Here is a 22,201-nt window from a genome sequence, read left to right as displayed (position 1 = left end):
GGCCCGGACAGCACCGCCGCCCCTCAGCCCACCCCGGCGACGCATCAGCCGGGCGACGCGGGCACCACGGCCGGCGGCCCCGTCAACTACACCCACCCCAGCCGTCAGACCAGCGCACCGCCACCGCCCCCGCCGACCGCGGCCCCGGCCGCGCCGGGCAAGTCCGCTCAGCCCGTGGCGGGCGACGCGACCGGCTGGTCGATGGAGGAGCGCCTCTACAACCAGGTGTGGGGCATGTTCGAGGACCTGGCCCGCACCACGGCCGCGTACCGAAGCGCCGTCGACTTCGCCGAGTCGCGCATGGACCAGGAGCTGGACAAGGTCCTCTCCGACCCGCGCAGCCGCATCGGCAACACCGGTGACGTCGCGCGCGAGGCCGCCCGCGCCAAGCACGGTCTCCTCGTCGACCAGGCGAGGGCCGCCCTCGACCGCGACCTGGGCCAGCTCGCCGCCGAGTCCGAGGTCGTCGAGCCCGCCCTGCCCATGGCGTACGCAGGATGGGACAGCCCTGTCTGGCACGCCTACCGCACCCCCATGGAGATCCCCATGGCGCTGCGCCTGGGCGACCTCCACCTGCCCGAGCGTCCCGACCTGCACATCCCGATGCTGGTCCGGCTGCCCCTCGAGCGCGGCCTGTGGATCGACAGCGGCCGCTCGTCGGGCACGGATTCCCTGGCCGACACGGACCAGCTCCGCCGCCTCGCCATGGACAGCGCGGTCGCGCATGCCGCGCGGCTGCTCGCGGTCTATCCGGCGGGCGAGTTCACGGTGCACGTCATCGACGCGGCGGGCTCCGCCACAGGCGCGCTCTCCCCGCTGGTGACGGCGGGCGTGCTCGACGAGGCCCCGGCCGCCGGCGCGGCAGGTGTGTCCGCGGTGCTCGCCAAGCTGACCCAGCGCGTGGACCTGGTGCAGATGGCGATCCGCGCGGGCGCGGCCGACGCGCTGCCGCCGGACCTGGACACCGCCGAGCAGCTCCTGATCGTCAACGACTTCCCGCACGGCTTCGACGACCGCGCCGTGACCCAGCTCCGCTACCTCGCGGACGAGGGCCCGGCGGTCGGCGTGCACCTGATGATGGTCGCCGACCGCGAGGACGCCGCCGAGTACGGCCCGCTGCTCGACCCCCTCTGGCGCGCGCTCCTGCGCCTGACCCCGGTGGCCGACGACCACCTCGCCGACCCGTGGGTCGGTCATGCGTGGACGTATGAGCCGCCGATGGCACCGCCCGGCAGCCAGGTGCTGCAGCAGGTCCTGAACCAGGTCGCGCACGCCCGGCGCACGGGCGGCCGCTGACCCGTCGACGGACCCCGCTGACCCGTCCACGAACCCCCGGGGCCCGCGGGACGACAGACGGTATAGCGACTTATGGCCCCGCCCGACCTGGGCTTTTGGCTTTCGTTTGCCATCCCCTTTACTAACTCTTGGTGTTTCGCGTACTCTTCTTTCAGCGGAGGGGAGTACTCCCGAACGCGACGTGCCCGTCAATACGGATCGCCATCGATCCCGGGGCGTCGGCCCGCGGGGCGGTGAGCCGCCTCGGGTGGAAGAGACCTCCGGCAGCGACGACGCTGATCAGTAGCCGTACGACGCCGGAGGCGCAGTGGACGTTTCAATGACCCTTTGGGTGCTGACCATTCTTGGTCTGTCTGCCCTGATCGCGGCTGACTTCTTCATCGGCCGCAAGCCGCACGACGTATCGATCAAGGAAGCCGGAATCTGGACGGTCGTCTGGATCGTGCTGGCCGCGCTCTTCGGAGTGGGCCTGCTGATCTGGGGCGGTGGCCAGGCCGGCGGCGAGTTCTTCGCGGGCTTCATCACCGAGAAGTCGCTCAGCGTCGACAACCTCTTCGTCTTCATCCTGATCATGGCGAAGTTCTCGGTGCCCAGCCATCTCCAGCAGCGGGTGCTGCTGTTCGGTGTGCTGATCGCGCTCGTACTGCGAGCGATCTTCATCGCCGCAGGCGCCGCGGTCATCGCCAACTTCTCCTGGGTCTTCTACATCTTCGGCGCGTTCCTGATCTACACCGCCTGGAAGCTCATCCAGGAGGCGCGCTCCGGCGACGAGGAAGAGGAGTGGGAGGAGAACCGCCTCCTGAAGGCCGCCGAGAAGAAGTTCGGCGTCGCCGACCAGTACCACGGCACCAAGCTGTTCATCCAGAAGAACGGCAAGAAGATCATGACGCCCCTCATGATCGTCATGCTCGCCATCGGCACCACCGATGTGCTCTTCGCGATGGACTCGATCCCCGCGATCTTCGGCCTCACCCAGGACCCGTACATCGTCTTCACGGCGAACGCCTTCGCCCTGATGGGTCTGCGACAGCTGTACTTCCTCATCGGCGGACTGCTCAAGAAGCTGGTCCACCTCAGCTACGGCCTGTCGGTCATCCTCGGCTTCATCGGCGTGAAGCTGGTCCTGCACGCCCTGCACGAGAACGGGTTGCACGTCCCCGAGATCTCCATCCCGGTCTCGCTCGGCGTCATCTGTGGTGTCTTGGTCATCACGACGATCACCAGCCTCATGGCCACCAAGAAGCAGGCGAAGAAGGAGGCCGCGGAGAAGGCGGCCGACGAGACTCCGAAGGACAGCATCGAGGCCTGACGGCGTCGGACACAGGAGTTACGGAGCACGGGAGTGGCCCGCGGCGGATCGCCGCGGGCCACTCCCGTGCCGTGCTCGTCCCAGTCGCGTGCCCGGTGAGGGCAGGGCAGCATCGAAGGCATGATCACTCGGCTCCGGGTACTCGCCACCCAGTGGACCGCGGCCGTGCCGGTCCTCGCCGTCGTGCTGCTCGCCTTCACCTGGGGGCGCGATCTGCCGGGCGCGGTCGTGGCCGTGGTGACGCTCGTGCTCGCCGGTGCCGTGCTCGCCGCCGTGCACCACGCCGAGGTGATCGCGCACCGCGTCGGTGAACCCTTCGGCTCGCTCGTCCTCGCGGTCGCCGTGACGATCATCGAGGTCGCGCTGATCGTCACCCTCATGGCCGACGGCGGCGACAAGAGTGCCACGCTGGCCCGCGACACCGTGTTCGCCGCAGTGATGATCACCTGCAACGGCATCATCGGCCTGTGCCTGCTCGTGGGGGCCCTGCGCCACCGCGTCGTCATCTTCCAGTCCGAGGGCACCGGCGCCGCCCTCGCGACCGTCGCCACGCTCGCCACCCTCAGCCTGGTCCTGCCGACCTTCACCACGACCAAGCAGGGCCCGGAGTTCTCCACGGCGCAGCTCGTTTTCGCCGCTCTCGCCTCGCTCGTCCTGTACGGCCTGTTCGTGACGACGCAGACCGTGCGCCACCGCGAGTACTTCCTGCCGATCACCCGCAAGGGCGAGGTGATCGACTCCGAGGAGGCCTCAGGGCCCTCGTCCCGCACCGCCGTGATCAGCCTGGGCCTGCTCGCCCTCGCCCTGATCGGCGTGGTCGGCCTCGCCAAGGGGGTCTCGCCGACCATCGAGTCCGGTGTGGAGAGTGCCGGCATGCCGCACTCCGTGGTCGGCGTGATCATCGCGTTGCTCGTGCTGCTCCCGGAGACCATCGCGGCCGTCCGCGCCACCCGCCGCGACCGGGTGCAGACCAGCCTCAACCTCGCCCTCGGGTCGGCGATGGCCAGCATCGGCCTGACCATCCCCGCCGTCGCGGTCGCCTCGGTCTGGCTCTCCGGGCCGCTGGTGCTCGGGCTCGGTCCGACCCACATGGTGCTGCTCGCGCTCACCGTGATCGTCGGCACGCTCACGGTCGTGCCGGGGCGCGCCACTCTTCTGCAGGGCGGGGTCCATCTGGTGCTGTTCGCGGCGTACCTGGAGCTCGCGGTCACGCCGTGACGGGGGCCGGTTCCGGGACAGGCCGCGTCTCGGGCAGCAGCGCGAAGCAGCCGAGGCTCAGCAGGGCCACGGCCGTCAGATACGCCGCGACGCCCCACGGGGTGCCCTCGCCGTGCGCCACTGCCGTCGCCACGATCGGGGTGAGCGCGCCGCCGAGCACCCCGCCCAGGTTGTAGCCCACCGCGGCGCCCGTGCAGCGCACCCGCGGCTCGTACAGCTCGGGCAGGTACGCGGCGATCACGGCGAACATCGTGATGAACGCGAGCATCGCCACCAGGAAGCCGAGGAACATCAGCAGCGGCTCGCCGGTCGCGAGCAGCGCGATCATCGGGAACATCCAGAGTGCGGAGAGCGCGCATCCAAGGAGGCACAGGGGCCGCCGCCCGTACCGGTCGCCGAGCACCGCGGCCACGGGCGTCAGCGCGCCCTTCACCACGACCGCGGCCATGATGCAGGCGAGCATGACCGTACGGCTGACGTCGAGCCGCTCCACCGCGTAGGCGAGGGACCACGTCGTCACGGCGTAGAACACCGCGTACCCGACGGCGAGCGCGCCGGCCGTGAGCAGCACGAGCCGCCAGTGGTCGCGCACCACTTCGGCGAGCGGCACGCGCGCGTGCTCCCGCAGTTCCAGGAAGCTCGGGCTCTCCGCGAGGGACGTACGCAGCGCGAGCCCGGCCGCCGCGAGCACGCCCGCGGCCCAGAACGGCACCCGCCATCCCCAAGAGGCGAACTGCGCCTCGGTGAGGGTCGCCGAGAGCACCAGCATGATCCCGTTGGCGAGGAGAAAGCCGAGCGAGGGCCCCATCTGCGGAAAGCTCGCCCACAGCCCGCGCCGCTCGGCCGGCGCGTGCTCGGCGGTAAGCAGCACCGCCCCGCCCCACTCCCCGCCGAGCCCGAGCCCTTGGAGGAACCGCAGCACCAGGAGCAGCACCGGAGCGGCCGTCCCGATCGAGTCGTACGTGGGCACACAGCCGACGGCGACCGTGGCGAGGCCCGTCAGGAGCAGCGAGCCGACGAGCACGGGCCGCCGTCCGCGCCGGTCACCGATGTGCCCGAAGAGGACGGACCCCAGGGGCCGCGCCACAAACCCCACTCCGAATGTCGCGAAGGCGGCGAGAGTTCCCGCGAGCGGCGAGAAGGTCGGGAAGAACAGGGGCCCGAGGACGAGGGCCGCGGCGGTCCCGTAGATGAAGAAGTCGTAGAACTCGATGGCGGTCCCGGCGAGCGAGGCGGCCGCGAGCCGTGGCAGAGAGGGGGGCTTGGCAGGGGAGTGGCTCTTGCGCATGCCGCGTCAACTACCCGCTGTGACGGCCGGTTACGGGGGCGTGCGGAGGCGCGGAGAGATCCCTCAGTACGCTGACGGCATGACGCGCACTCTTGCCAACGCACCGATCCTGATCCTGAACGGCCCCAATCTGAACCTGCTCGGTCAGCGCCAGCCCGAGATCTACGGCTCCGACACCCTCGCCGACGTGGAGGCGCTGTGCGCCAAGGCGGCGGCCGCGCACGGTGGCATGGTGGATCTCCGGCAGAGCAACCACGAGGGTCAGTTGGTGGACTGGATCCACGAGGCACGCGAGCACCACGTAGGCATCGTCATCAACCCGGCCGCCTACTCGCACACCTCAGTCGCGATTCTCGACGCGCTCAACACCTGTGACGGAATGCCGGTGTTGGAGGTCCACATCTCCAACATCCATCAGCGGGAGGCGTTCCGGCACCATTCGTACGTCTCCCAGCGCGCCGACGGCGTCATCGCCGGGTGCGGTGTACAGGGGTACGCGTTCGCGGTGGAGCGGGTGGCGGCGCTGGCCGGCGGGGCCTGAGCCCCGCCGACGCGGGCAGTTCACCAGCCCCGCTGGCGCCACTCCGGCAGATGCGGGCGCTCGGTGCCGAGCGTCGTGTCGTTCCCGTGGCCGGGGTAGACCCAGGTCTCGTCGGGGAGCGTGCCGAAGATCTTCGTCTCGACGTCGTGCAGCAGGCTCGCGAAGGCCTGCGGGTCCTTGCGCGTGTTGCCGATGCCGCCGGGGAAGAGGCAGTCGCCGGTGAAGACGTGCGGGTGGCCGTGCGGGTCGTCGTACACGAGCGCGATCGAGCCCGGCGTGTGGCCCACCAGGTGGCGTGCGGTGAGGGAGACGTGCCCGACACTCACGGTGTCGCCGTCCGAGAGCGGGAAGTCCGTGGGCACGGGAATGCCGACGACGTCCTCGCGGCCCGCGTAGGTCCGGGCGCCGGTGGCCTCGACGACCGCGGCGAGGGCCTGCCAGTGGTCGCCGTGCTGATGGGTGGTGACGACGGACGCGATGCCGTCGTCACCGATCAGCGTGAGCAGCGTCGCCGAGTCGTTCGCCGCGTCGATCAGGAGCTGCTCGTCCGTGGCCCGGCAGCGCAGCAGATAGGCGTTGTTGTCCATCGGGCCGACCGCGACCTTCGAGATCATCAGATCCTGCAGCTCGTGCACATCCGCACCGCCGCCGACCTTCACTGCTCCGCTGTACGTCATGTGACTCAGCCTATAGCGGGGGCAGGGAGGGCAGGAGGCCGCCTTCGGCCGTCAGCGCGGAGCCGTCGCGACGGCCGGAGAGCCAGCCGACCACGTCGGACGCGGGGCCGGAAACAGTGACCTCGGGGACCCCGGGCTCGCCGTCCCGGCCGGTGCTCCACGTGTGCGTGCCGTCCGTGATCCGCGTGGGCGGCACATCGGGGTTCCCCGAGAAGCGTGCCGCAAGGAACGCGATCTCCCGCTGCACGAACTCCTCCGGCAGATCTTCGAGCTCGTACCCGATGCCGAGGTCGACGTGGTGCAGCTCGACCTCGACCCACCGCCGGAACGGCACCCGCGACGCGGAGTCCGTGACTCCGTTGCGCATCTCGATGGTGCGGGACCAGTCGGCCGGGATCGCGGCCTGCGCCTCGAAGCGTGCCGCGCTCTCGCGCACGTCATCGAGCTGCTCGGCCGGTGGCCGGGGCGCGTCCCGCTCGATGTCGGCGTCCCGCGCCTCGCCGTTCACATACATCGGCCGCCCGGCCAGGACATTCACCAGCGCGTCCGCGTTCCGGGCGACGTGGGCCAGGACGTGACCGCGGGTCCAGCCCGGAAGGCGTGACGGCTCAGTGGTCGAATCGTTGTTCAGTTTCGCGGCTGCTGTGAGCAGCCGGTCGGTCGCGTCACGTACAGACGCCAGGTCGCGCACATGATCAATCATGCGCCCGACGATAGCCGCGCCACACGTTCGGGTGAAGGTCTCGGAGCGGCACCGCTAATCGAATGCACGTGCTATATGGTCGGATGCGGCATCGGGCATTCTTGGTGGTCCGGGTTTGTTATCAACCAGGGCAACCGCCCCGGCGTTGTCAGTGGCTCGCCCTAGTCTGTGAATGACGGGGGTCCCGCCCCTGTCACTTCTCTCAAGAAAGGTGCGGACCGGCGTGGCCGACCGTCTCATCGTCCGTGGCGCGCGCGAGCACAATCTCAAGAACGTCTCGCTCGACCTCCCGCGTGACTCCCTCATCGTCTTCACCGGGCTCTCCGGGTCGGGCAAGTCCTCGCTCGCGTTCGACACGATCTTCGCCGAGGGCCAGCGGCGGTACGTGGAGTCGCTGTCCTCGTACGCCCGGCAGTTCCTCGGTCAGATGGACAAGCCGGACGTCGACTTCATCGAGGGCCTCTCGCCCGCGGTCTCCATCGACCAGAAGTCGACCTCGCGCAACCCGCGCTCCACGGTCGGCACCATCACCGAGGTCTATGACTACCTCCGCCTGCTCTTCGCGCGCATCGGCAAGCCGCACTGCCCCGAGTGCGGGCGCCCCATCGCGCGGCAGTCGCCGCAGGCCATCGTCGACAAGGTCCTGGAGCTGCCGGAAGGCAGCCGCTTCCAGGTCCTCTCGCCGCTGGTGCGCGAGCGCAAGGGCGAGTTCGTCGACCTCTTCGCCGACCTCCAGACCAAGGGCTACAGCCGCGCGCGGGTCGACGGCGAGACGATCCAGCTCTCCGAGCCGCCCACGCTGAAGAAGCAGGAGAAGCACACGATCGAGGTGGTCATCGACCGCCTCACGGTGAAGGACTCCGCCAAGCGCCGCCTGACCGACTCCGTGGAGACCGCGCTCGGTCTCGCGGGCGGCATGGTCGTCCTGGACTTCGTCGACCTCCCCGAGGACGACCCCGAGCGCGAGCGCATGTACTCGGAGCACCTGTACTGCGCGTACGACGACCTGTCCTTCGAGGAGCTGGAGCCCCGCTCCTTCTCCTTCAACTCGCCCTTCGGCGCCTGCCCGGACTGCTCGGGCATCGGTACGCGCATGGAGGTCGACCCCGAGCTGATCGTCCCGGACGAGGACAAGTCGCTCGACGAGGGCGCCATCCACCCCTGGTCGCACGGCCACACCAAGGAGTACTTCGGACGGCTCGTCGGCGCGCTCGCCGACGCCCTCGGCTTCGCCACGGACATGCCCTGGGCCGGCCTCCCGCAGCGCGCCAAGAAGGCCCTCCTGAACGGCCACAAGACGCAGATCGAGGTGCGCTACAGGAACCGGTACGGCCGCGAGCGGGTCTACACCACCGCCTTCGAAGGTGCCGTCCCCTTCGTCAAGCGCCGCCACAGCGAGGCCGAGAGCGACACGAGCCGCGAGCGCTTCGAGGGCTACATGCGCGAGGTGCCCTGCCCCACCTGTGAGGGCACGCGCCTCAAGCCGATCGTCCTGGCCGTCACCGTCATGGGCATGTCCATCGCGGAGGTCGCCGCGATGTCCATCAGCGACTGCGCGGACTTCCTCGCCAAGCTGAAGCTGGGCGCCCGCGACAAGAAGATCGCCGAGCGCGTCCTGAAGGAGGTCAACGAACGGCTGCGGTTCCTGGTCGACGTCGGCCTGGACTATCTCTCCCTCAACCGCGCGGCGGGCACCCTCTCCGGAGGCGAGGCCCAGCGCATCCGCCTGGCCACGCAGATCGGCTCGGGCCTCGTCGGCGTCCTGTACGTACTGGACGAGCCCTCCATCGGCCTGCACCAGCGCGACAACCACCGCCTGATCGAGACCCTCGTGCGCCTGCGCGACATGGGCAACACGCTCATCGTCGTCGAGCACGACGAGGACACCATCAAGGTCGCCGACTGGGTCGTCGACATCGGCCCCGGCGCGGGCGAGCACGGCGGCAAGGTCGTGCACAGCGGCTCCATGAAGGAGCTGCTCGCCAACCCGGACTCGGTGACCGGGCAGTATCTGTCGGGCAAGAAGTCCATTCCGGTGCCGGACATCCGCCGCCCCGCGGACCCCTCGCGCCAGCTGACGGTGCACGGCGCCCGCGAGAACAACCTCCAGGACATCGACGTCTCCTTCCCGCTCGGCGTCCTCACCGCCGTCACGGGTGTCTCGGGCTCCGGCAAGTCGACGCTCGTGAACGACATCCTCTACACACACCTGGCGCGCGAGCTGAACGGCGCACGATCCGTTCCCGGGCGGCACACGCGCGTGGAGGGCGACGACCTCGTCGACAAGGTCGTGCACGTCGACCAGTCGCCCATCGGCCGCACACCGCGATCGAACCCGGCGACGTACACCGGAGTCTTCGACCACGTCCGCAGGCTTTTCGCGGAGACGATGGAGGCGAAGGTCCGGGGCTATCTGCCCGGCCGCTTCTCCTTCAACGTCAAGGGCGGTCGCTGCGAGAACTGCTCCGGTGACGGCACGATCAAGATCGAGATGAACTTCCTCCCGGATGTGTACGTCCCCTGCGAGGTCTGCCACGGGGCGCGCTACAACCGCGAGACGCTGGACGTCCACTACAAGGGCAAGTCCATCGCCGAGGTCCTGGACATGCCGATCGAGGAGGCGCTCGACTTCTTCGAGGCGGTGCCGGCCATCTCCCGCCACCTGCGCACGCTCAACGACGTGGGCCTCGGGTACGTCCGGCTCGGCCAGTCCGCGCCGACCCTCTCCGGTGGTGAGGCCCAGCGCGTGAAGCTGGCCTCCGAGCTCCAGAAGCGCTCGACGGGACGGACCGTCTACGTCCTGGACGAGCCGACCACCGGTCTGCACTTCGAGGACATCAGCAAGCTGATCACGGTCCTTTCCGGACTGGTCGACAAGGGCAACACGGTCATCGTCATCGAGCACAACCTCGACGTCATCAAGACCGCTGACTGGGTCGTCGACATGGGCCCCGAGGGCGGCAACGGCGGCGGTCTGGTCGTCGCCGAGGGCACGCCCGAGGAGGTCGCCGGGGTTCCGACGAGCCACACGGGCAAGTTCCTGCAGAACATCCTGGTGCCGGACGTTCCTTCGCAGGGGCGTAGGCGGGTTGCTGCCGCGGCGGTGAAGAAGCCGGCGGCCAAGGCCACCGCCAGGACCGGAGCTGCCAAGGCCACGGCCAAGAAGGCCACGGCCAAGAAGGCCACGGCCAAGAAGGCCGCCCCGAAGAAGGCTGCCGCCAAGAAGACGACCAAGGCTCGTAAGGCCTGATGTGGCCGCGCCCCTTCGGGTGCTCCTGAACGGGCCGCCGGGCAAGGATCCCCTTGTCCGGCGGCCCGTTGCCGTGGTCGCCTGGCCGCATGACCGTACGTACTGAACGCGAAGGCCCGGTAACGACCATCGTGTTGTCCCGGCCCGACGTGCGGAACGCCGTCGACGGGCCCACCGCCCGTGCTCTCGCCGACGCCTTCCGTGCCTTCGACGCGGACCCCGACGCGTCCGTCGCCGTGCTCTGGGGCGAGGGCGGCACCTTCTGCGCCGGTGCGGACCTCAAGGCCATCGGGACACCCGCGGGGAACGAGGTGACCGAGAAGGGCGACGGGCCCATGGGGCCGACCCGCATGCGGCTCTCCAAGCCCGTCATCGCCGCGATCTCCGGGCACGCGGTCGCCGGAGGCCTGGAGTTGGCGCTCTGGTGCGATCTGCGCGTCGCCGACGAGGACGCCGTACTCGGAGTCTTCTGCCGCCGCTGGGGCGTCCCCCTCATCGACGGCGGGACCGTGCGGCTGCCCCGGCTCATCGGGGAGAGCCGGGCCATGGACCTGGTGCTCACCGGACGGCCCGTGCCCGCTGCGGAGGCGCTGGCGATGGGCCTGGTCAACCGGACCGTACCGCCGGGCACGTCCCGTGCGGCGGCCGAACGCCTCGCCGCGGAGATCGCCGCGTTCCCCCAGACCTGCCTCAGGAACGACCGGCTCTCCGTACAGGAACAGGGCGGTCTGACCGAGGAGGAGGCGATGGCGGGCGAACTGAGACACGGCCTGCGGTCCCTCGCCGATGCGGCGGACGGCGCCGCCAGGTTCGCCGCGGGGGCGGGGCGGCACGGCGCCTTCACGGACGGCGGGGGAGACGCTGGGCCGCCCGCCGGCTAGCCCTCGGCGGGCGCGGCCGGGGCCTGCGGCTCCAGGAACTGCATGTCCAGCTGGATCTTCACCACGTCGCCGAGCATCCCGGCACCGAAATCGAGGCCGTAGTCACTGCGGCGGATCTCGCCGGTCGCCTCGAACCCCGCATGGCGCCGGGGGTCGCCGGGGAAGGCCTGGAGCCCGCCGAACTCGACGGCGAGGGCGATCGGCTTCGTCACGTCACCGATGGTCAGTCCGCCCTCCAGGGTCCACTCGTCCTCCTTGCCGATGACCCGCGTCGAGCGGAACGTCATCGTGGGGCGGCGCTCCACGTCCAGCAGATCCGGCGCGCGGACGTGCGCGTCACGGTCCTTGTTGCCGGTGTCGATCGACGCCAGGGCGATGGTCGCCGTCACCGACGAGGTCTCGGCGCTCTCGCCCACCACCAGCCCGGCCGTCACCTCCGCGAACCGGCCCCGCACCTTCGAGATCCCGAGGTGGCGGATGGTGAAGTTGACGGCGGAGTGGAAGGGGTCGATCTCCCAGCTCCCCGCGGGGAGGGGAAGCGCGGTCGTCGCAGCGGCAGTACTCGTGTCAGAAGTCATGCCGTCCACGATGCGAGGCCGCCCGCACCCGAGGAAGGCCGAGCCGAGACTGGTAGTGACAGGGCCACGATCCGGTCCGGTGCCTGCTGGTACGTTCGGCCGGTGAGCGACAACGAGCTGGGCACCTTCCTGCGCACCTGCCGTGAAGCGGTCACGCCCGCCGAAGTCGGGCTCCCCACCGGCCCCCGGCGCCGCACTCCGGGCCTGCGCCGCTCTGAGGTCGCCACGCTCGCCGGCGTCAGCGTCGAGTACCTCGCCCGCCTCGAACAGGGCCGGGACCGCCACCCGTCCCCGCAGGTGATGGGCGCGCTCGCGGATGCCCTGCGGCTGCCCGTGGAGGAGCGCTTCCACATGCGCCGCCTGGAGAAGAAGACGAGCGGCGACCCCTGCTGCCCGACGGCGAGCGTGCCGTCCCGAGCGGTGCGGTCCACCGTGCGGGCGCTCATCGACCACCTGGAGCCCGCCCCGGCCGTCCTGTTCAACCGGCTCAGCGACGTCCTCGCGTACACCTCGGGCTACGAGCGGATCGTGAGGCCCATCGGCCTTCTCGACGACGAGCGGCCCAACCTCATCCGATTCCTCTTCACCGACGAGCGGGCCCGAGCCGCCTACCCCGAGTGGGAAAGCGTCGCCGACGAGCAGGTCGCCTCGTTCCGAGCCGAGTCCATGCTGCCCGACCCCCATGCCGAGGGATTCGCCGACGAGTTGACCGTCATAGCCGGTGCCCCGTTCGCCGACCGCATGGCGGCCGTGCCGCGGCTGCCCCGGCACAGCGGCGTCGAACGCATGACGCACCCGGAGGTCGGTGCGGTGCGCCTTTCGTACGAGACCCTGACGCTGCCCGACGCCGACGGCCAGCGCCTGGTCGTCCAGCTGCCGGCCGACGAAGCCTCATCGGCCGCGCTCGACCGCCTCAACGGCCGCAAGCCGGGCGGCCTCCGCGCGGTGACTGGCTGACGGCCGTCGCCCCACGGAATGCCGGACGCGGTCTCACCGGGCGGACCGGCCCTCACCCCAACTCCTGCGCGTACGGCGGCTTCGCGCCCGCGCGGGACACGGTGACGGCGGCCGCGCGTGCCGCGAAGCGCAGGACCTCGACCCAGCTGTCCGCGCCGAGGCCGGACAGGGACTCCACGGAGAGCGCGTCCCGTGCGGAAAGTCCGTGCAGCAGTGCCGCGTTGACCGTGTCGCCCGCGCCGATGGTGTCCACCACGTCGACCCGCTCGCCCGGCACCGACCACTCCCCGCCGTCCCGTGTGAAGACGGTGAGCCCCTCGCCGCCCCGCGTGATCACCACCGCGCCGGGCCCGGACGCGAGCCACTCGCGCGGCGTGCCGCCGAGCCAACTCGCGTCGTCCTCCGAGAGCTTGAGCAGCGAGACCGACGGCAGCCAGCTCTTGAACCGGGCCCGGTAGGCGTCCGCGTCCGGGATCAGACCCGCACGGACATTGGGGTCGAGGGCCGTGAAGACGCCCCGCGCCGCCTCCCGGCGCATCAGCTCCTCGTACGCGCTCGCGCCCGGTTCCAGGACGAGCGAGCACGTGCCGAACGACACCGCGCGTACGCCGTCGGGCAGCCGCTCCGGGGCCGTGAAGAGCCGGTCCGCCGTGCCCTCGACGTAGAAGGAGTAACCGGCTGAGCCGTCCGCGCCGATCGACGCGACCGCGAGCGTCGTCGGCTCGGCGCCGCGCTGGACGTACGACACCTCGACACCCGCGGCCCGCAAACCGTCGACCAGCGCGTCGCCGAACGCGTCCGACGAGATCCGCGAGCAGAAGGCGACGGGGGAGCCGAGACGGCCGAGTGCCACCGCGGTGTTGTACGGACCGCCGCCGAGCCGCGGGGCGAGCGCGGGCAGCCCGGCATCACCCGTACCGGAAGCACCGGCGCGATCCTGCGGGACGAGGTCGATCAGGGCCTCTCCGGCGACGACTATCACGGGTGGTTCCTCTCGGCTCTGCGGTCGCGGCTCTGCGGTCGCGGTTCTGCGGTGGTGCCCCCCGCTTCCGCCACAGGCTAGAGCTTCCCGGCGGGCCCGGCCCGACACGGGCGCCACTCGGGCACGGCCGCGCCCAACGCGGGCAAACGGCGCCCCACCGGTATGGTCTGATCCGTCACCGAAGCGCCTGACCTGTGGAGATTCCATGCCCGGCACGCCTCCCCCCGCCCGTCGCACCGTGCTGCGTGCCGCTGCCCTCGTCCCGGCCGCCGGTCTGGGGATCACGGCCTGCTCGTCCGGCGGCGACGACGGCGGTGGCTCCAACCGTTCGGCGCCGACCGCGCCCGTGGAGATCGGGAAGTCCGACGAGGTGGAGGTCGGCGCCTCGAAGCTCTACACCGACGAGAACGTCGTCGTGAGCCGCATCGCGGACGACGAGTACAAGGCGTTCAGCACGATCTGCACGCACGAGAAGTGCCCGATCAACAAGCTGGAGGGGCACAAGCTCATCTGCCCCTGCCACGGCAGCCAGTTCGACGCCACCAACGGCAAGGTGCTGCACGCCCCCGCCGTCAGGCCGCTGGAGGAGCTGCCGGTGAAGGTGGAGGACGGCAAGATCGTCGCGGGTTGAGGGCCGACGCGGCCTTTCACTCCCAGTCCCAGGCGATCCCCAGGATCCCGGCCCGCACCTGCGGCTCCACCAGGTGCACCGACCGATGGCTGCCGCTCAGCGTCAGGTCGCGCCGCCCGCCGCGCGGCGCGGCCTCCGAATGCTGGGCGAAGCGGTGGCAGCGTACGGGCAGCGCCCCTTCGTCGAACCGCACCTGGAGCGCGTACTGCCCGCCCGCGAAGGTGAAGCCCCGGAAGTACTCGGTGGCCGGCCCCGCCGTGCCGTCCTCGAAGCCGTAGCGGAAGAGATGCGTGTCGCCCGCGCGCAGGCGCGTGTCGAAGAGCAGCTCGGCGACGAGCACCCCCGTCTCGTGGTGCCAGCGCACGCGTCCCGTGCGGCAGTTCTCCAGGGCGTGTACGCCGATGCGTTCCGGTACGCAGCCGGGGTCGCCGCGGTAGATCGCGAGGTAGCGGTCCACGTCGTCCCGGTGGGAGCGCACCGCGTGCTGCGAGTCGCGGCCCAGCAGCTCGCGGTGCCCGCCGATCCGCACCCGCTCGTGGTGGCCGATGGTGTGCAGGCCGCCGTCGAGCGGCGATCCGAGCTCGGTGATCAGCTCCTGGAGGACGTCGGAGGCCTCCAGGAGGGAGCGGTAGGAGCGGGCGGCGGGGCGTTCGCAGTCGGGGTGGTCGGCGGGCTTGGCGAGGAGCCGGATCAGTGACTCCTCGGGGAGTTCGAGGATCTCCTCCAGGGCGCGCACGGCGCGGAGCGACTCGGTGCGCTGAGGGCGGCGTGCGCCCTGCTGCCAGTAACTCAGGCTCGTCACCCCGACGTTGACGCCTTGGCGCGCGAGATGATGCCGTACGCGTTGCAGGGGCAGGCGTCGTGCGGCGATCGCGGCCCGCAGCGCCACGTGGAAGGGGCCGGTGCGCAGGGCGGCCTCCAGGTCCGCAGGCACTCCGTCCGCGAGCTGTGTGCCGTGCCGCATCGCAAGGCCCTTCTGTGAACATTCACATCGGCCGTCCGGGCGTACGCACCGGTCGGAGCGGGCCGCCAGGTGGGCGTACGAGGGGTGTTCACATACGTACGCCGCCGTTCACGGCCCAAGTAATCCCGCATTGAACCTTGTTGACCTGCACCCGACAACACTCGATGCTCAATCGCAGCGTCCGGACGCGCTCCTCCACCACCCCACCCCCCGCATGGGAGGAACGCGATGCGCCATAGAAACAGCAGGTACAGCGGACGCAGACGGTTGTCCGCGCTCGCCGTCGTGGCGGCGGCCCTGGTCGCCGCGCCGGCGGCCACGGCCACGGCCGCCACCGACAGCCCTCCGTCCGCGTCCGTACGAGGCACGGACGCGGACGCCCCTTCCCTCCTCGCCGCCAAGCGTCTGAACATCACGATGCAGGCCCAGCAGAAGACCAACTGGTGCTGGGCCGCGGCCGGGAACACGATCGCCACCTTCTACGGCAAGAAGTACAGCCAGAACCAGTTCTGCAACGCCGCCTTCGGGCGCAGCCAGAACACCGAGTGCCCCAACTCGCAGGCGACGCTCGGCGACGTGCAGAACGGTCTGCGCTGGGCGGGCATCAACGCCGGTTCGTACGTCAACGGCTGGCTGCGCTACCCGACCGTGCAGGCCGAGATCAACGCGGGCCGCCCGGTCGAGACCCGCATCCAGTGGTCGAACGGCGGCGGTCACATGCACGTCCTCTACGGCTTCGACGACGCGAACAGCTGGGTCTACTGGGGCGACCCGTGGCCCTCCAACGACCGCTACAACTGGGCATCGCACAGCTGGTACGTCAACAACAACACCTTCTCCTGGACCCACTCGCTGTACCGGATAGGGGCGTGAGCGCGATGACCCGTCACCTTCCCCGCCACCTGCTGAGGGCGGTGCTCGCCGGCTCTGCCGCCACCCTGCTGCTCGGCCTCGCGGCGCCGCACGCCTCCGCGGACTCCGGGCCTTCGGACGCCTCGCTCGAAGCGGCTCACGATGCCGCGGCCGCCCCCAAGACCCTCGATACGCTCTCCCGCTTCTTCGCACGGGAGGGAGCCGTCAGCAAGGCCGCGGCGGACCCGCGCGTGCGGGGCGACGACGCCGTTCCTGTGCGCTACCTCTCCCCGGAGTTCGTCGCGGGCAAGAAGGGCGCGCCGATCGCGCGCGTGGAGTTCCTGGCCAGCAAGGCGGTCTCTTCCGACGGGCAGGAGGCCTCCCTGTGGACCGTGAAGCAGGCCGGTTCCTGGCAGGTCGTGAACATCGCCACCGGGGACGACGAGACGCACTACGCGCGCGTGGGCGCCGACAAGCTCCCCGGGGGTACCGTTTTCCACGAGCCGCAGATCAATGCCTGGTACGTGCAGGGGCGGGGGCGGGTGCTGCCGCTGGACGCGGACGCGGTGCGTGCCGTGGGTGCGGGCGGGGCCTCGGTCGCCGCCTATCAGAAGCGTGTGCACGCTGCGTACGCCGACAAGCTGCCCGGCTCCGCGTACGCGAAGTCCGGCAAGGCGGGGGGCTTCGCCCCGAAGGAGCGGGCCTCTGAACAGTCCCCCGAGGGCCCCGTCACGGTCGCCTCCTCCGTGGCCGGAGCGGGCGCCCTGGCCGCCCTCGGCCTCTCCGGGGCGGCCGTCCTGCGCCGTCGCGCCCGGCAGCGCGGCTGACCTGCCCCGGCGTCCGGCCGGAGCTTCCCCACCCACCCGCCCTTTAGGGCGGGTGGGCTCTAGGGCGGGGGAGGCGGTGGCCCAGGGCGGTGGCCCAAGGCGTTGACCCTGTGCACGGGGAATCGGAGTTCCGGGCAGGGCTGTCGGAAGGGACTCGGAAGGATTCGGAAAGGACGGGGACAGCCCCTCAAGCCCCTGACTGTCAGCCCCCGCAAGTAGGGTGTGGAGCATGGCAGACCCCTCCAGCTACCGCCCCAAGCCGGGACAGATCCCCGACTCGCCGGGGGTCTATCGGTTCCGCGACGAACACCGCCGGGTGATCTACGTCGGCAAGGCGAAAAGCCTGCGCCAGCGCCTGGCCAGCTACTTCCAGGACCTGACGAATCTGCACCCGCGCACCGCCACGATGGTGACGACGGCCGCCTCCGTCGAGTGGACGGTGGTCTCCACCGAGGTCGAGGCGCTGCAGCTCGAGTACTCCTGGATCAAGGAGTACGACCCCCGGTTCAACGTCAAGTACCGCGACGACAAGAGCTATCCGTACCTCGCGGTGACGATGAACGAGGAGTTCCCGCGCGTGCAGGTGATGCGCGGCCACAAGAAGAAGGGCGTCCGCTACTTCGGTCCTTACGGCCACGCGTGGGCGATCCGCGACACCGTGGACCTCCTCCTGCGGGTCTTCCCCGTCCGCACCTGCTCGGCCGGAGTCTTCAAGAACGCCGAGCGCACCGGCCGCCCCTGCCTCCTCGGCTACATCGGCAAGTGCGCGGCGCCCTGCGTGGAGCGGGTCTCCCCGGAGGAGCACCGTGAACTCGCGGAGGACTTCTGCGAGTTCATGACGGGGCGCACGGGGACGTACATCCGCCGTATCGAGCGGCAGATGGCGGACGCCGCCGAGGACATGGAGTACGAGAAGGCGGCCCGCCTCCGCGACGACATCGGGGCCCTGAAGAAGGCCATGGAGAAGAGCGCCGTCGTCCTCGCCGACGCCACCGACGCCGACCTCATCGCCCTCGCCGAGGACGAGCTGGAGGCGGCCGTCCAGATCTTCCACGTCCGCGGCGGCCGCGTGCGCGGTCAGCGCGGCTGGGTCACCGACAAGGTCGAGGCGGTCACCAGCGGTGACCTCGTCGAGCACGCACTCCAGCAGCTCTACGGAGAGGAGAGCGGGGACTCCGTACCGAAGGAAGTCCTCGTCCCCGCGCTGCCCGACCCCATAGAGCCCGTCCAGGAGTGGCTCACCGAGCGCCGTGGTTCGAACGTCTCGCTGCGCATCCCGCAGCGCGGCGACAAGAAGGCGCTCATGGAGACCGTGGCGCGCAACGCACAGCAGTCGCTCGTGCTGCACAAGACCAAGCGCGCCTCCGACCTGACCACGCGCTCTCGCGCCCTGGAGGAGATCGCCGAGGCGCTGGAGCTGGACAGCGCCCCGCTGCGCATCGAGTGCTACGACATCTCACATCTGCAGGGTGACGACGTCGTGGCCTCGATGGTCGTCTTCGAGGACGGCCTCGCCCGCAAGAGCGAGTACCGCCGCTTCCAGATCAAGGGCTTCGAGGGCCAGGACGACGTCCGCTCCATGCACGAGGTGCTCACGCGCCGCTTCAAGCGCTACCTCGCCGACAAGGAGAAGACGGGGGAGTGGGACCCGAACGAGGCGGAGGCGGGCGGCGAGTCCGGTGAGGTGAACGGCCTGACCGAAGAGGACGGCCGTCCGAAGCGCTTCGCCTACCCGCCCCAGCTCGTCGTCGTGGACGGCGGCCAACCGCAGGTCGCGGCAGCCCAGCGGGCGCTCGACGAGCTCGGCATCGACGACATCGCGGTGTGCGGCCTGGCCAAGCGCCTCGAAGAGGTCTGGGTGCCCGGCGACGACGACCCGGTGATCCTGCCGCGCACCAGCGAGGGCCTGTACCTTCTCCAGCGGGTACGCGACGAGGCGCACCGCTTCGCGATCACGTACCAGCGCGCCAAGCGGGCCAAGCGCTTCAGGGCCGGACCGCTGGATGCCGTGCCGGGTCTGGGCGACGCGCGCAAGCAGACGCTGATCAAGCACTTCGGTTCGGTGAAGAAGCTGCGATCCGCGACAATCGACCAGATCTGCGAGGTTCCGGGCATAGGCCGCAAGACGGCCGAGGCGATCGTGGTGGCCCTGGCCGCAGCGGCACCCACGGCGCCCGCCGTGAACACGGCGACCGGAGAGATCATTGAAGAAGAGGAGCCCGCGCGCGCGGGAGCCTCGGACGATGGCGAGGAGCCCGTGTCCGCGGGCACCTCAGAGGAACGACGGGGGCAGGAGACATGACCGAGCACGACGAAGGCGGCGAGCAAGTGAGTACGGGCACGACCATCACCCCAGGTGAGCCCGCCGAGGTGGTCCCCGAGCTGGTGATCATCTCCGGCATGTCGGGAGCCGGACGCAGCACCGCGGCGAAGTGTCTCGAGGACCTCGGCTGGTTCGTCGTCGACAACCTGCCGCCCGCGCTGATCCCCACCATGGTGGAGCTCGGCGCCCGCTCGCAGGGGAACGTCGCCCGCATCGCGGTCGTCGTCGACGTACGAGGCCGCCGCTTCTTCGACAATCTGCGCCAGTCCCTCGCGGACCTGGAGGCCAAGAACGTCACCCGGCGGATCGTCTTTCTGGAGTCCTCGGACGACGCCCTGGTGCGCCGCTTCGAGTCGGTCCGCCGCCCGCACCCGCTGCAGGGTGACGGCCGGATCGTCGACGGCATCGCGGCCGAGCGCGAGCTCCTTCGCGAGCTGCGCGGTGACGCCGACCTGGTGATCGACACCTCCAGCCTGAACGTGCACGAGCTGCGCGCCAAGATGGACGCCTCGTTCGCGGGCGACGAGGAGCCCGAGCTGCGGGCCACCGTCATGTCCTTCGGCTTCAAGTACGGCCTGCCGGTCGACGCGGACCTCGTTGTGGACATGCGCTTCCTGCCCAACCCCCACTGGGTCCCGGAGCTGCGCCAGTACACCGGGCTCAACGAAGAGGTGGCGGCGTACGTCTTCAACCAGCCCGGCGCCAAGGAGTTCCTCGACCGGTACGCCGAGCTGCTCCAGCTCATCGCCGCGGGATACCGCCGCGAGGGCAAGCGTTACGTGACGATCGCGGTCGGCTGTACGGGCGGCAAGCACCGCTCCGTCGCCATGTCGGAGAAGCTCGCGGCGCGCCTCGTGTCCGAGGGCGTAGAGACCGTCCTCGTCCATCGGGACATGGGGCGAGAGTGAAGGCTTCCCTGCGGCTGAACCGCCTGGGCCGCAAGAGAAGTGCTCAGCCCAAGGTCGTGGCGCTCGGCGGCGGGATGGGCCTGTCCGCCTCCCTCGCCGGGCTGCGCCGCATCACGGGTGACCTCACCGCCGTGGTCACCGTCGCCGACGACGGCGGGTCGAGCGGGCGGCTCCGCGACGAGCTGGGCGTCCTGCCGCCGGGCGACCTGCGCAAGGCGCTCGCCGCCCTGTGCGGCGACGACGACTGGGGCCAGACCTGGGCCCGCGTCATCCAGCACCGCTTCCAGTCCAAGGGCGACCTGCACGAGCACGCGGTCGGCAATCTGCTGATCGTCGCCCTGTGGGAGCAGCTCGGCGACCACGTCCAGGCCCTCGACCTGGTCGGCAAGCTGCTCGGCGCGCACGGACGTGTGCTGCCCATGTCCGCGGTCCCGCTGGAGCTCCAGGCCCTGGTCAAGGGGCACGACCCGGAGCGCCCGGACGACGTGGACACGGTGCGCGGACAGGCCACGGTGGCCCTCACCCCGGGTGAGGTGCAGTCCGTGCACGTGGTCCCGCACGACCCGCCGGCCGTCCCCGAAGCGGTCGCCGCCGTGCTCGACGCGGACTGGGTGGTGCTCGGCCCCGGCTCCTGGTTCTCCTCGGTGATCCCCCATCTGCTGGTCCCCGACCTGCTCGACGCGCTCATCGAGACGAAGGCCCGCAGGGTGCTCTCGCTCAACCTCGCGCCACAACCCGGTGAAACCGATGGGTTCTCTCCGCAGCGTCATTTGGAGGTTTTGGCCCGACACGCCCCTAAACTCGCCCTGGACGTGGTGCTGGCCGACGACGCCGCCGTGCCCGACCGTGAGTCACTCACCGATGCCGCCAAGCGGCTCGGCGCCACGGTCGAGCTGGCGCCGGTGGCCAGGCACGATGGCACTCCGAGGCACGATCCGGAGCTCCTGGCCACCGCGTACGACCGTATTTTTCGGATGCATGGAAGGATCGGCCCATGGCGATGACGGCAGCGGTGAAGGACGAGATTTCCCGGCTTCCCGTCACCCGGACCTGCTGCAGAAAGGCAGAGGTCTCGGCCATCCTGCGGTTCGCGGGCGGCCTTCACCTGGTGAGCGGCCGCATCGTGATCGAGGCGGAGCTGGACACGGCGATGGCCGCGCGGCGGCTGAAGCGGGACATTCTCGAGATCTTCGGACACAGCTCGGAGCTGATCGTGATGGCTCCCGGCGGGCTGCGGCGCGGCTCGCGCTACGTCGTACGGGTCGTGGCGGGCGGCGATCAGCTGGCCCGGCAGACGGGCCTCGTGGACGGCCGTGGCCGCCCCATCAGGGGACTGCCGCCACAGGTGGTCTCGGGGGCCACCTGTGACGCGGAGGCGGCGTGGCGCGGGGCGTTCCTCGCGCACGGCTCGCTGACCGAGCCGGGGCGCTCCTCCTCCTTGGAGGTGACCTGCCCGGGTCCGGAGGCGGCGCTCGCCCTGGTCGGCGCCGCGCGCAGGCTGCAGATCGCGGCCAAGGCCCGTGAGGTGCGCGGCGTGGACCGTGTCGTCGTCCGGGACGGTGACGCGATCGGCGCCCTGCTCACCCGGCTCGGCGCCCACGAGTCCGTGCTCGCCTGGGAAGAGCGGCGGATGCGCCGCGAGGTGCGCGCCACCGCCAACCGCCTGGCCAACTTCGACGACGCGAACCTGCGCCGCTCGGCCCGCGCGGCCGTCGCCGCGGGCGCCCGGGTGCAGCGCGCCCTGGAGATCCTCGGCGACGAGGTCCCCGAGCACCTCGCGGCGGCCGGACGGCTGCGCATGGAGCACAAGCAGGCCTCCTTGGAGGAGCTGGGCGCGCTCGCCGAGCCGGTGCTGACGAAGGACGCGGTCGCGGGCCGTATCCGCCGGCTGCTCGCCATGGCGGACAAGCGGGCACAGGACATGGGGATTCCGGGTACGGAATCCAACCTGAGCGAGGAGCTCGCCGACAACATGGCGGTCTGACCGCCGTCGCACGTCGCACGTCACACAAGCCG

19 protein-coding genes and 1 pseudogene are annotated in these 22,201 nt (G+C 70.7%); 14 read left to right on the top strand and 6 right to left on the bottom strand.

Annotation, left to right across the window (positions count from 1 at the left end; translation table 11 throughout):
* The 3 genes and pseudogenes from ABD378_RS30035 to ABD378_RS30025 all read left to right on the top strand — a co-directional run.
* A pseudogene (locus tag ABD378_RS30035) lies at positions 1-1,296 on the top strand (TerD family protein); the annotation flags it as partial.
* Positions 1,297-1,615: 319 nt separating this feature from the next.
* Positions 1,616-2,605 (top strand): TerC family protein, encoded by a 990-nt coding sequence (locus ABD378_RS30030; protein WP_344525836.1) that lies wholly within the window; start codon positions 1,616-1,618, stop codon positions 2,603-2,605.
* A 120-nt stretch (positions 2,606-2,725) separates the two neighbouring features.
* Positions 2,726-3,823 carry a calcium:cation antiporter gene (locus ABD378_RS30025; protein WP_344525834.1) on the top strand — a complete coding sequence of 366 codons (1,098 nt, stop codon included), beginning with the start codon at positions 2,726-2,728 and terminating at the stop codon, positions 3,821-3,823.
* On the opposite strand, the gene ABD378_RS30020 is transcribed toward ABD378_RS30025, so the two are convergent.
* Positions 3,813-5,111, bottom strand: a complete 1,299-nt coding sequence (locus ABD378_RS30020) for an MFS transporter (protein ID WP_344525832.1) — start codon at positions 5,109-5,111, stop codon at positions 3,813-3,815. The genes ABD378_RS30025 and ABD378_RS30020 overlap by 11 nt on opposite strands.
* A 79-nt stretch (positions 5,112-5,190) precedes the next feature.
* Here ABD378_RS30020 and aroQ point away from each other — a divergent pair, with 79 nt between their 5' ends.
* A complete protein-coding gene (gene aroQ / locus ABD378_RS30015) occupies positions 5,191-5,652 on the top strand; it encodes a type II 3-dehydroquinate dehydratase (protein WP_344525830.1) in 462 nt (153 codons plus the stop codon).
* Between the two features lie 20 nt (positions 5,653-5,672).
* Here the strand turns inward: aroQ and ABD378_RS30010 are convergent, their stop codons facing one another.
* Together ABD378_RS30010 and ABD378_RS30005 are read right to left on the bottom strand one after the other, a co-directional pair.
* Positions 5,673-6,329, bottom strand: coding sequence for an MBL fold metallo-hydrolase (locus ABD378_RS30010; RefSeq protein WP_344525828.1), 657 nt, complete (start codon positions 6,327-6,329; stop codon positions 5,673-5,675).
* A gap of 10 nt (positions 6,330-6,339) precedes the next feature.
* Entirely contained in the window at positions 6,340-7,032 is a 693-nt protein-coding gene (locus ABD378_RS30005; protein ID WP_344525826.1) for a maleylpyruvate isomerase family mycothiol-dependent enzyme, read from the bottom strand.
* 211 nt (positions 7,033-7,243) lie between these two features.
* Here ABD378_RS30005 and uvrA point away from each other — a divergent pair, with 211 nt between their 5' ends.
* Positions 7,244-10,282 (top strand): excinuclease ABC subunit UvrA, encoded by a 3,039-nt coding sequence (uvrA, locus tag ABD378_RS30000; RefSeq protein ID WP_344525824.1) that lies wholly within the window; start codon positions 7,244-7,246, stop codon positions 10,280-10,282.
* A gap of 89 nt (positions 10,283-10,371) precedes the next feature.
* A complete protein-coding gene (locus ABD378_RS29995; RefSeq protein WP_344525822.1) occupies positions 10,372-11,163 on the top strand; it encodes a crotonase/enoyl-CoA hydratase family protein in 792 nt (263 codons plus the stop codon).
* Here the strand turns inward: ABD378_RS29995 and ABD378_RS29990 are convergent.
* Entirely contained in the window at positions 11,160-11,741 is a 582-nt protein-coding gene (locus ABD378_RS29990) for a YceI family protein (RefSeq protein WP_344525820.1), read from the bottom strand. The genes ABD378_RS29995 and ABD378_RS29990 overlap by 4 nt on opposite strands.
* 102 nt (positions 11,742-11,843) lie before the next feature.
* Here ABD378_RS29990 and ABD378_RS29985 point away from each other — a divergent pair, with 102 nt between their 5' ends.
* Positions 11,844-12,698: a helix-turn-helix domain-containing protein gene (locus tag ABD378_RS29985; RefSeq protein ID WP_344525818.1), complete on the top strand. Its 855-nt coding sequence runs from the start codon at positions 11,844-11,846 to the stop codon at positions 12,696-12,698.
* A 52-nt stretch (positions 12,699-12,750) separates the two neighbouring features.
* Here ABD378_RS29985 and ABD378_RS29980 read toward each other — a convergent pair whose 3' ends face one another.
* Positions 12,751-13,680, bottom strand: coding sequence for a carbohydrate kinase family protein (locus ABD378_RS29980; protein WP_344525816.1), 930 nt, complete (start codon positions 13,678-13,680; stop codon positions 12,751-12,753).
* 205 nt (positions 13,681-13,885) lie between these two features.
* Here ABD378_RS29980 and ABD378_RS29975 point away from each other — a divergent pair, with 205 nt between their 5' ends.
* Positions 13,886-14,311 carry a Rieske (2Fe-2S) protein gene (locus ABD378_RS29975; protein WP_344525814.1) on the top strand — a complete coding sequence of 142 codons (426 nt, stop codon included), beginning with the start codon at positions 13,886-13,888 and terminating at the stop codon, positions 14,309-14,311.
* Positions 14,312-14,327: 16 nt separating this feature from the next.
* Here ABD378_RS29975 and ABD378_RS29970 read toward each other — a convergent pair whose 3' ends face one another.
* Positions 14,328-15,275 (bottom strand): hypothetical protein, encoded by a 948-nt coding sequence (locus ABD378_RS29970; RefSeq protein ID WP_344525812.1) that lies wholly within the window; start codon positions 15,273-15,275, stop codon positions 14,328-14,330.
* 228 nt (positions 15,276-15,503) lie between these two features.
* Here ABD378_RS29970 and ABD378_RS29965 point away from each other — a divergent pair, with 228 nt between their 5' ends.
* The 6 genes from ABD378_RS29965 (at position 15,504) to whiA (ending at position 22,169) form a co-directional block, all read left to right on the top strand.
* The gene (locus tag ABD378_RS29965) at positions 15,504-16,148 is read left to right on the top strand and encodes a papain-like cysteine protease family protein (RefSeq protein WP_344525810.1); all 645 of its coding nucleotides are present in this window, start codon (positions 15,504-15,506) and stop codon (positions 16,146-16,148) included.
* A 5-nt stretch (positions 16,149-16,153) separates the two neighbouring features.
* Complete coding sequence (locus ABD378_RS29960) at positions 16,154-16,954, top strand: hypothetical protein (protein ID WP_344525808.1); 801 nt, start codon at positions 16,154-16,156, stop codon at positions 16,952-16,954.
* 229 nt (positions 16,955-17,183) lie between these two features.
* Positions 17,184-19,256: an excinuclease ABC subunit UvrC gene (gene uvrC / locus ABD378_RS29955; protein WP_344525806.1), complete on the top strand. Its 2,073-nt coding sequence runs from the start codon at positions 17,184-17,186 to the stop codon at positions 19,254-19,256.
* Entirely contained in the window at positions 19,253-20,185 is a 933-nt protein-coding gene (gene rapZ / locus ABD378_RS29950; RefSeq protein WP_344525804.1) for an RNase adapter RapZ, read from the top strand. Before uvrC ends, rapZ begins: the two co-directional genes overlap by 4 nt.
* Positions 20,074-21,189, top strand: a complete 1,116-nt coding sequence (locus tag ABD378_RS29945) for a gluconeogenesis factor YvcK family protein (protein WP_386546857.1) — start codon at positions 20,074-20,076, stop codon at positions 21,187-21,189. Before rapZ ends, ABD378_RS29945 begins: the two co-directional genes overlap by 112 nt.
* The gene (gene whiA, locus ABD378_RS29940; RefSeq protein ID WP_249590613.1) at positions 21,180-22,169 is read left to right on the top strand and encodes a DNA-binding protein WhiA; all 990 of its coding nucleotides are present in this window, start codon (positions 21,180-21,182) and stop codon (positions 22,167-22,169) included. The genes ABD378_RS29945 and whiA overlap by 10 nt, the downstream gene beginning before the upstream one ends.
* The last annotated feature ends 32 nt before the right edge of the window (positions 22,170-22,201 follow it).

It is taken from the genome of Streptomyces rectiviolaceus, from assembly GCF_039533825.1.
In the GTDB taxonomy this organism is placed as follows: domain Bacteria; phylum Actinomycetota; class Actinomycetes; order Streptomycetales; family Streptomycetaceae; genus Streptomyces; species Streptomyces rectiviolaceus.
Note: the sequence above shows the minus strand (reverse complement) of the source record. Positions and strands in the feature narration are given on the sequence as shown.

What these genes read in the sequence shown, in the direction of transcription:
- ABD378_RS30030 (WP_344525836.1), top strand. Translation starts at nt 1,616, where the DNA reads ATGACCCTTTGGGTGCTGACCATTCTTGGTCTGTCTGCCCTGATCGCG.
- ABD378_RS30025 (WP_344525834.1), top strand. Translation starts at nt 2,726, where the DNA reads ATGATCACTCGGCTCCGGGTACTCGCCACCCAGTGGACCGCGGCCGTG.
- ABD378_RS30020 (WP_344525832.1), bottom strand. Translation starts at nt 5,111, where the DNA reads ATGCGCAAGAGCCACTCCCCTGCCAAGCCCCCCTCTCTGCCACGGCTC.
- aroQ (WP_344525830.1), top strand. Translation starts at nt 5,191, where the DNA reads ATGACGCGCACTCTTGCCAACGCACCGATCCTGATCCTGAACGGCCCC.
- ABD378_RS30010 (WP_344525828.1), bottom strand. Translation starts at nt 6,329, where the DNA reads ATGACGTACAGCGGAGCAGTGAAGGTCGGCGGCGGTGCGGATGTGCAC.
- ABD378_RS30005 (WP_344525826.1), bottom strand. Translation starts at nt 7,032, where the DNA reads ATGATTGATCATGTGCGCGACCTGGCGTCTGTACGTGACGCGACCGAC.
- ABD378_RS29995 (WP_344525822.1), top strand. Translation starts at nt 10,372, where the DNA reads ATGACCGTACGTACTGAACGCGAAGGCCCGGTAACGACCATCGTGTTG.
- ABD378_RS29990 (WP_344525820.1), bottom strand. Translation starts at nt 11,741, where the DNA reads ATGACTTCTGACACGAGTACTGCCGCTGCGACGACCGCGCTTCCCCTC.
- ABD378_RS29975 (WP_344525814.1), top strand. Translation starts at nt 13,886, where the DNA reads ATGCCCGGCACGCCTCCCCCCGCCCGTCGCACCGTGCTGCGTGCCGCT.
- ABD378_RS29970 (WP_344525812.1), bottom strand. Translation starts at nt 15,275, where the DNA reads ATGCGGCACGGCACACAGCTCGCGGACGGAGTGCCTGCGGACCTGGAG.
- ABD378_RS29965 (WP_344525810.1), top strand. Translation starts at nt 15,504, where the DNA reads ATGCGCCATAGAAACAGCAGGTACAGCGGACGCAGACGGTTGTCCGCG.
- ABD378_RS29960 (WP_344525808.1), top strand. Translation starts at nt 16,154, where the DNA reads ATGACCCGTCACCTTCCCCGCCACCTGCTGAGGGCGGTGCTCGCCGGC.
- uvrC (WP_344525806.1), top strand. Translation starts at nt 17,184, where the DNA reads ATGGCAGACCCCTCCAGCTACCGCCCCAAGCCGGGACAGATCCCCGAC.
- rapZ (WP_344525804.1), top strand. Translation starts at nt 19,253, where the DNA reads ATGACCGAGCACGACGAAGGCGGCGAGCAAGTGAGTACGGGCACGACC.
- whiA (WP_249590613.1), top strand. Translation starts at nt 21,180, where the DNA reads ATGGCGATGACGGCAGCGGTGAAGGACGAGATTTCCCGGCTTCCCGTC.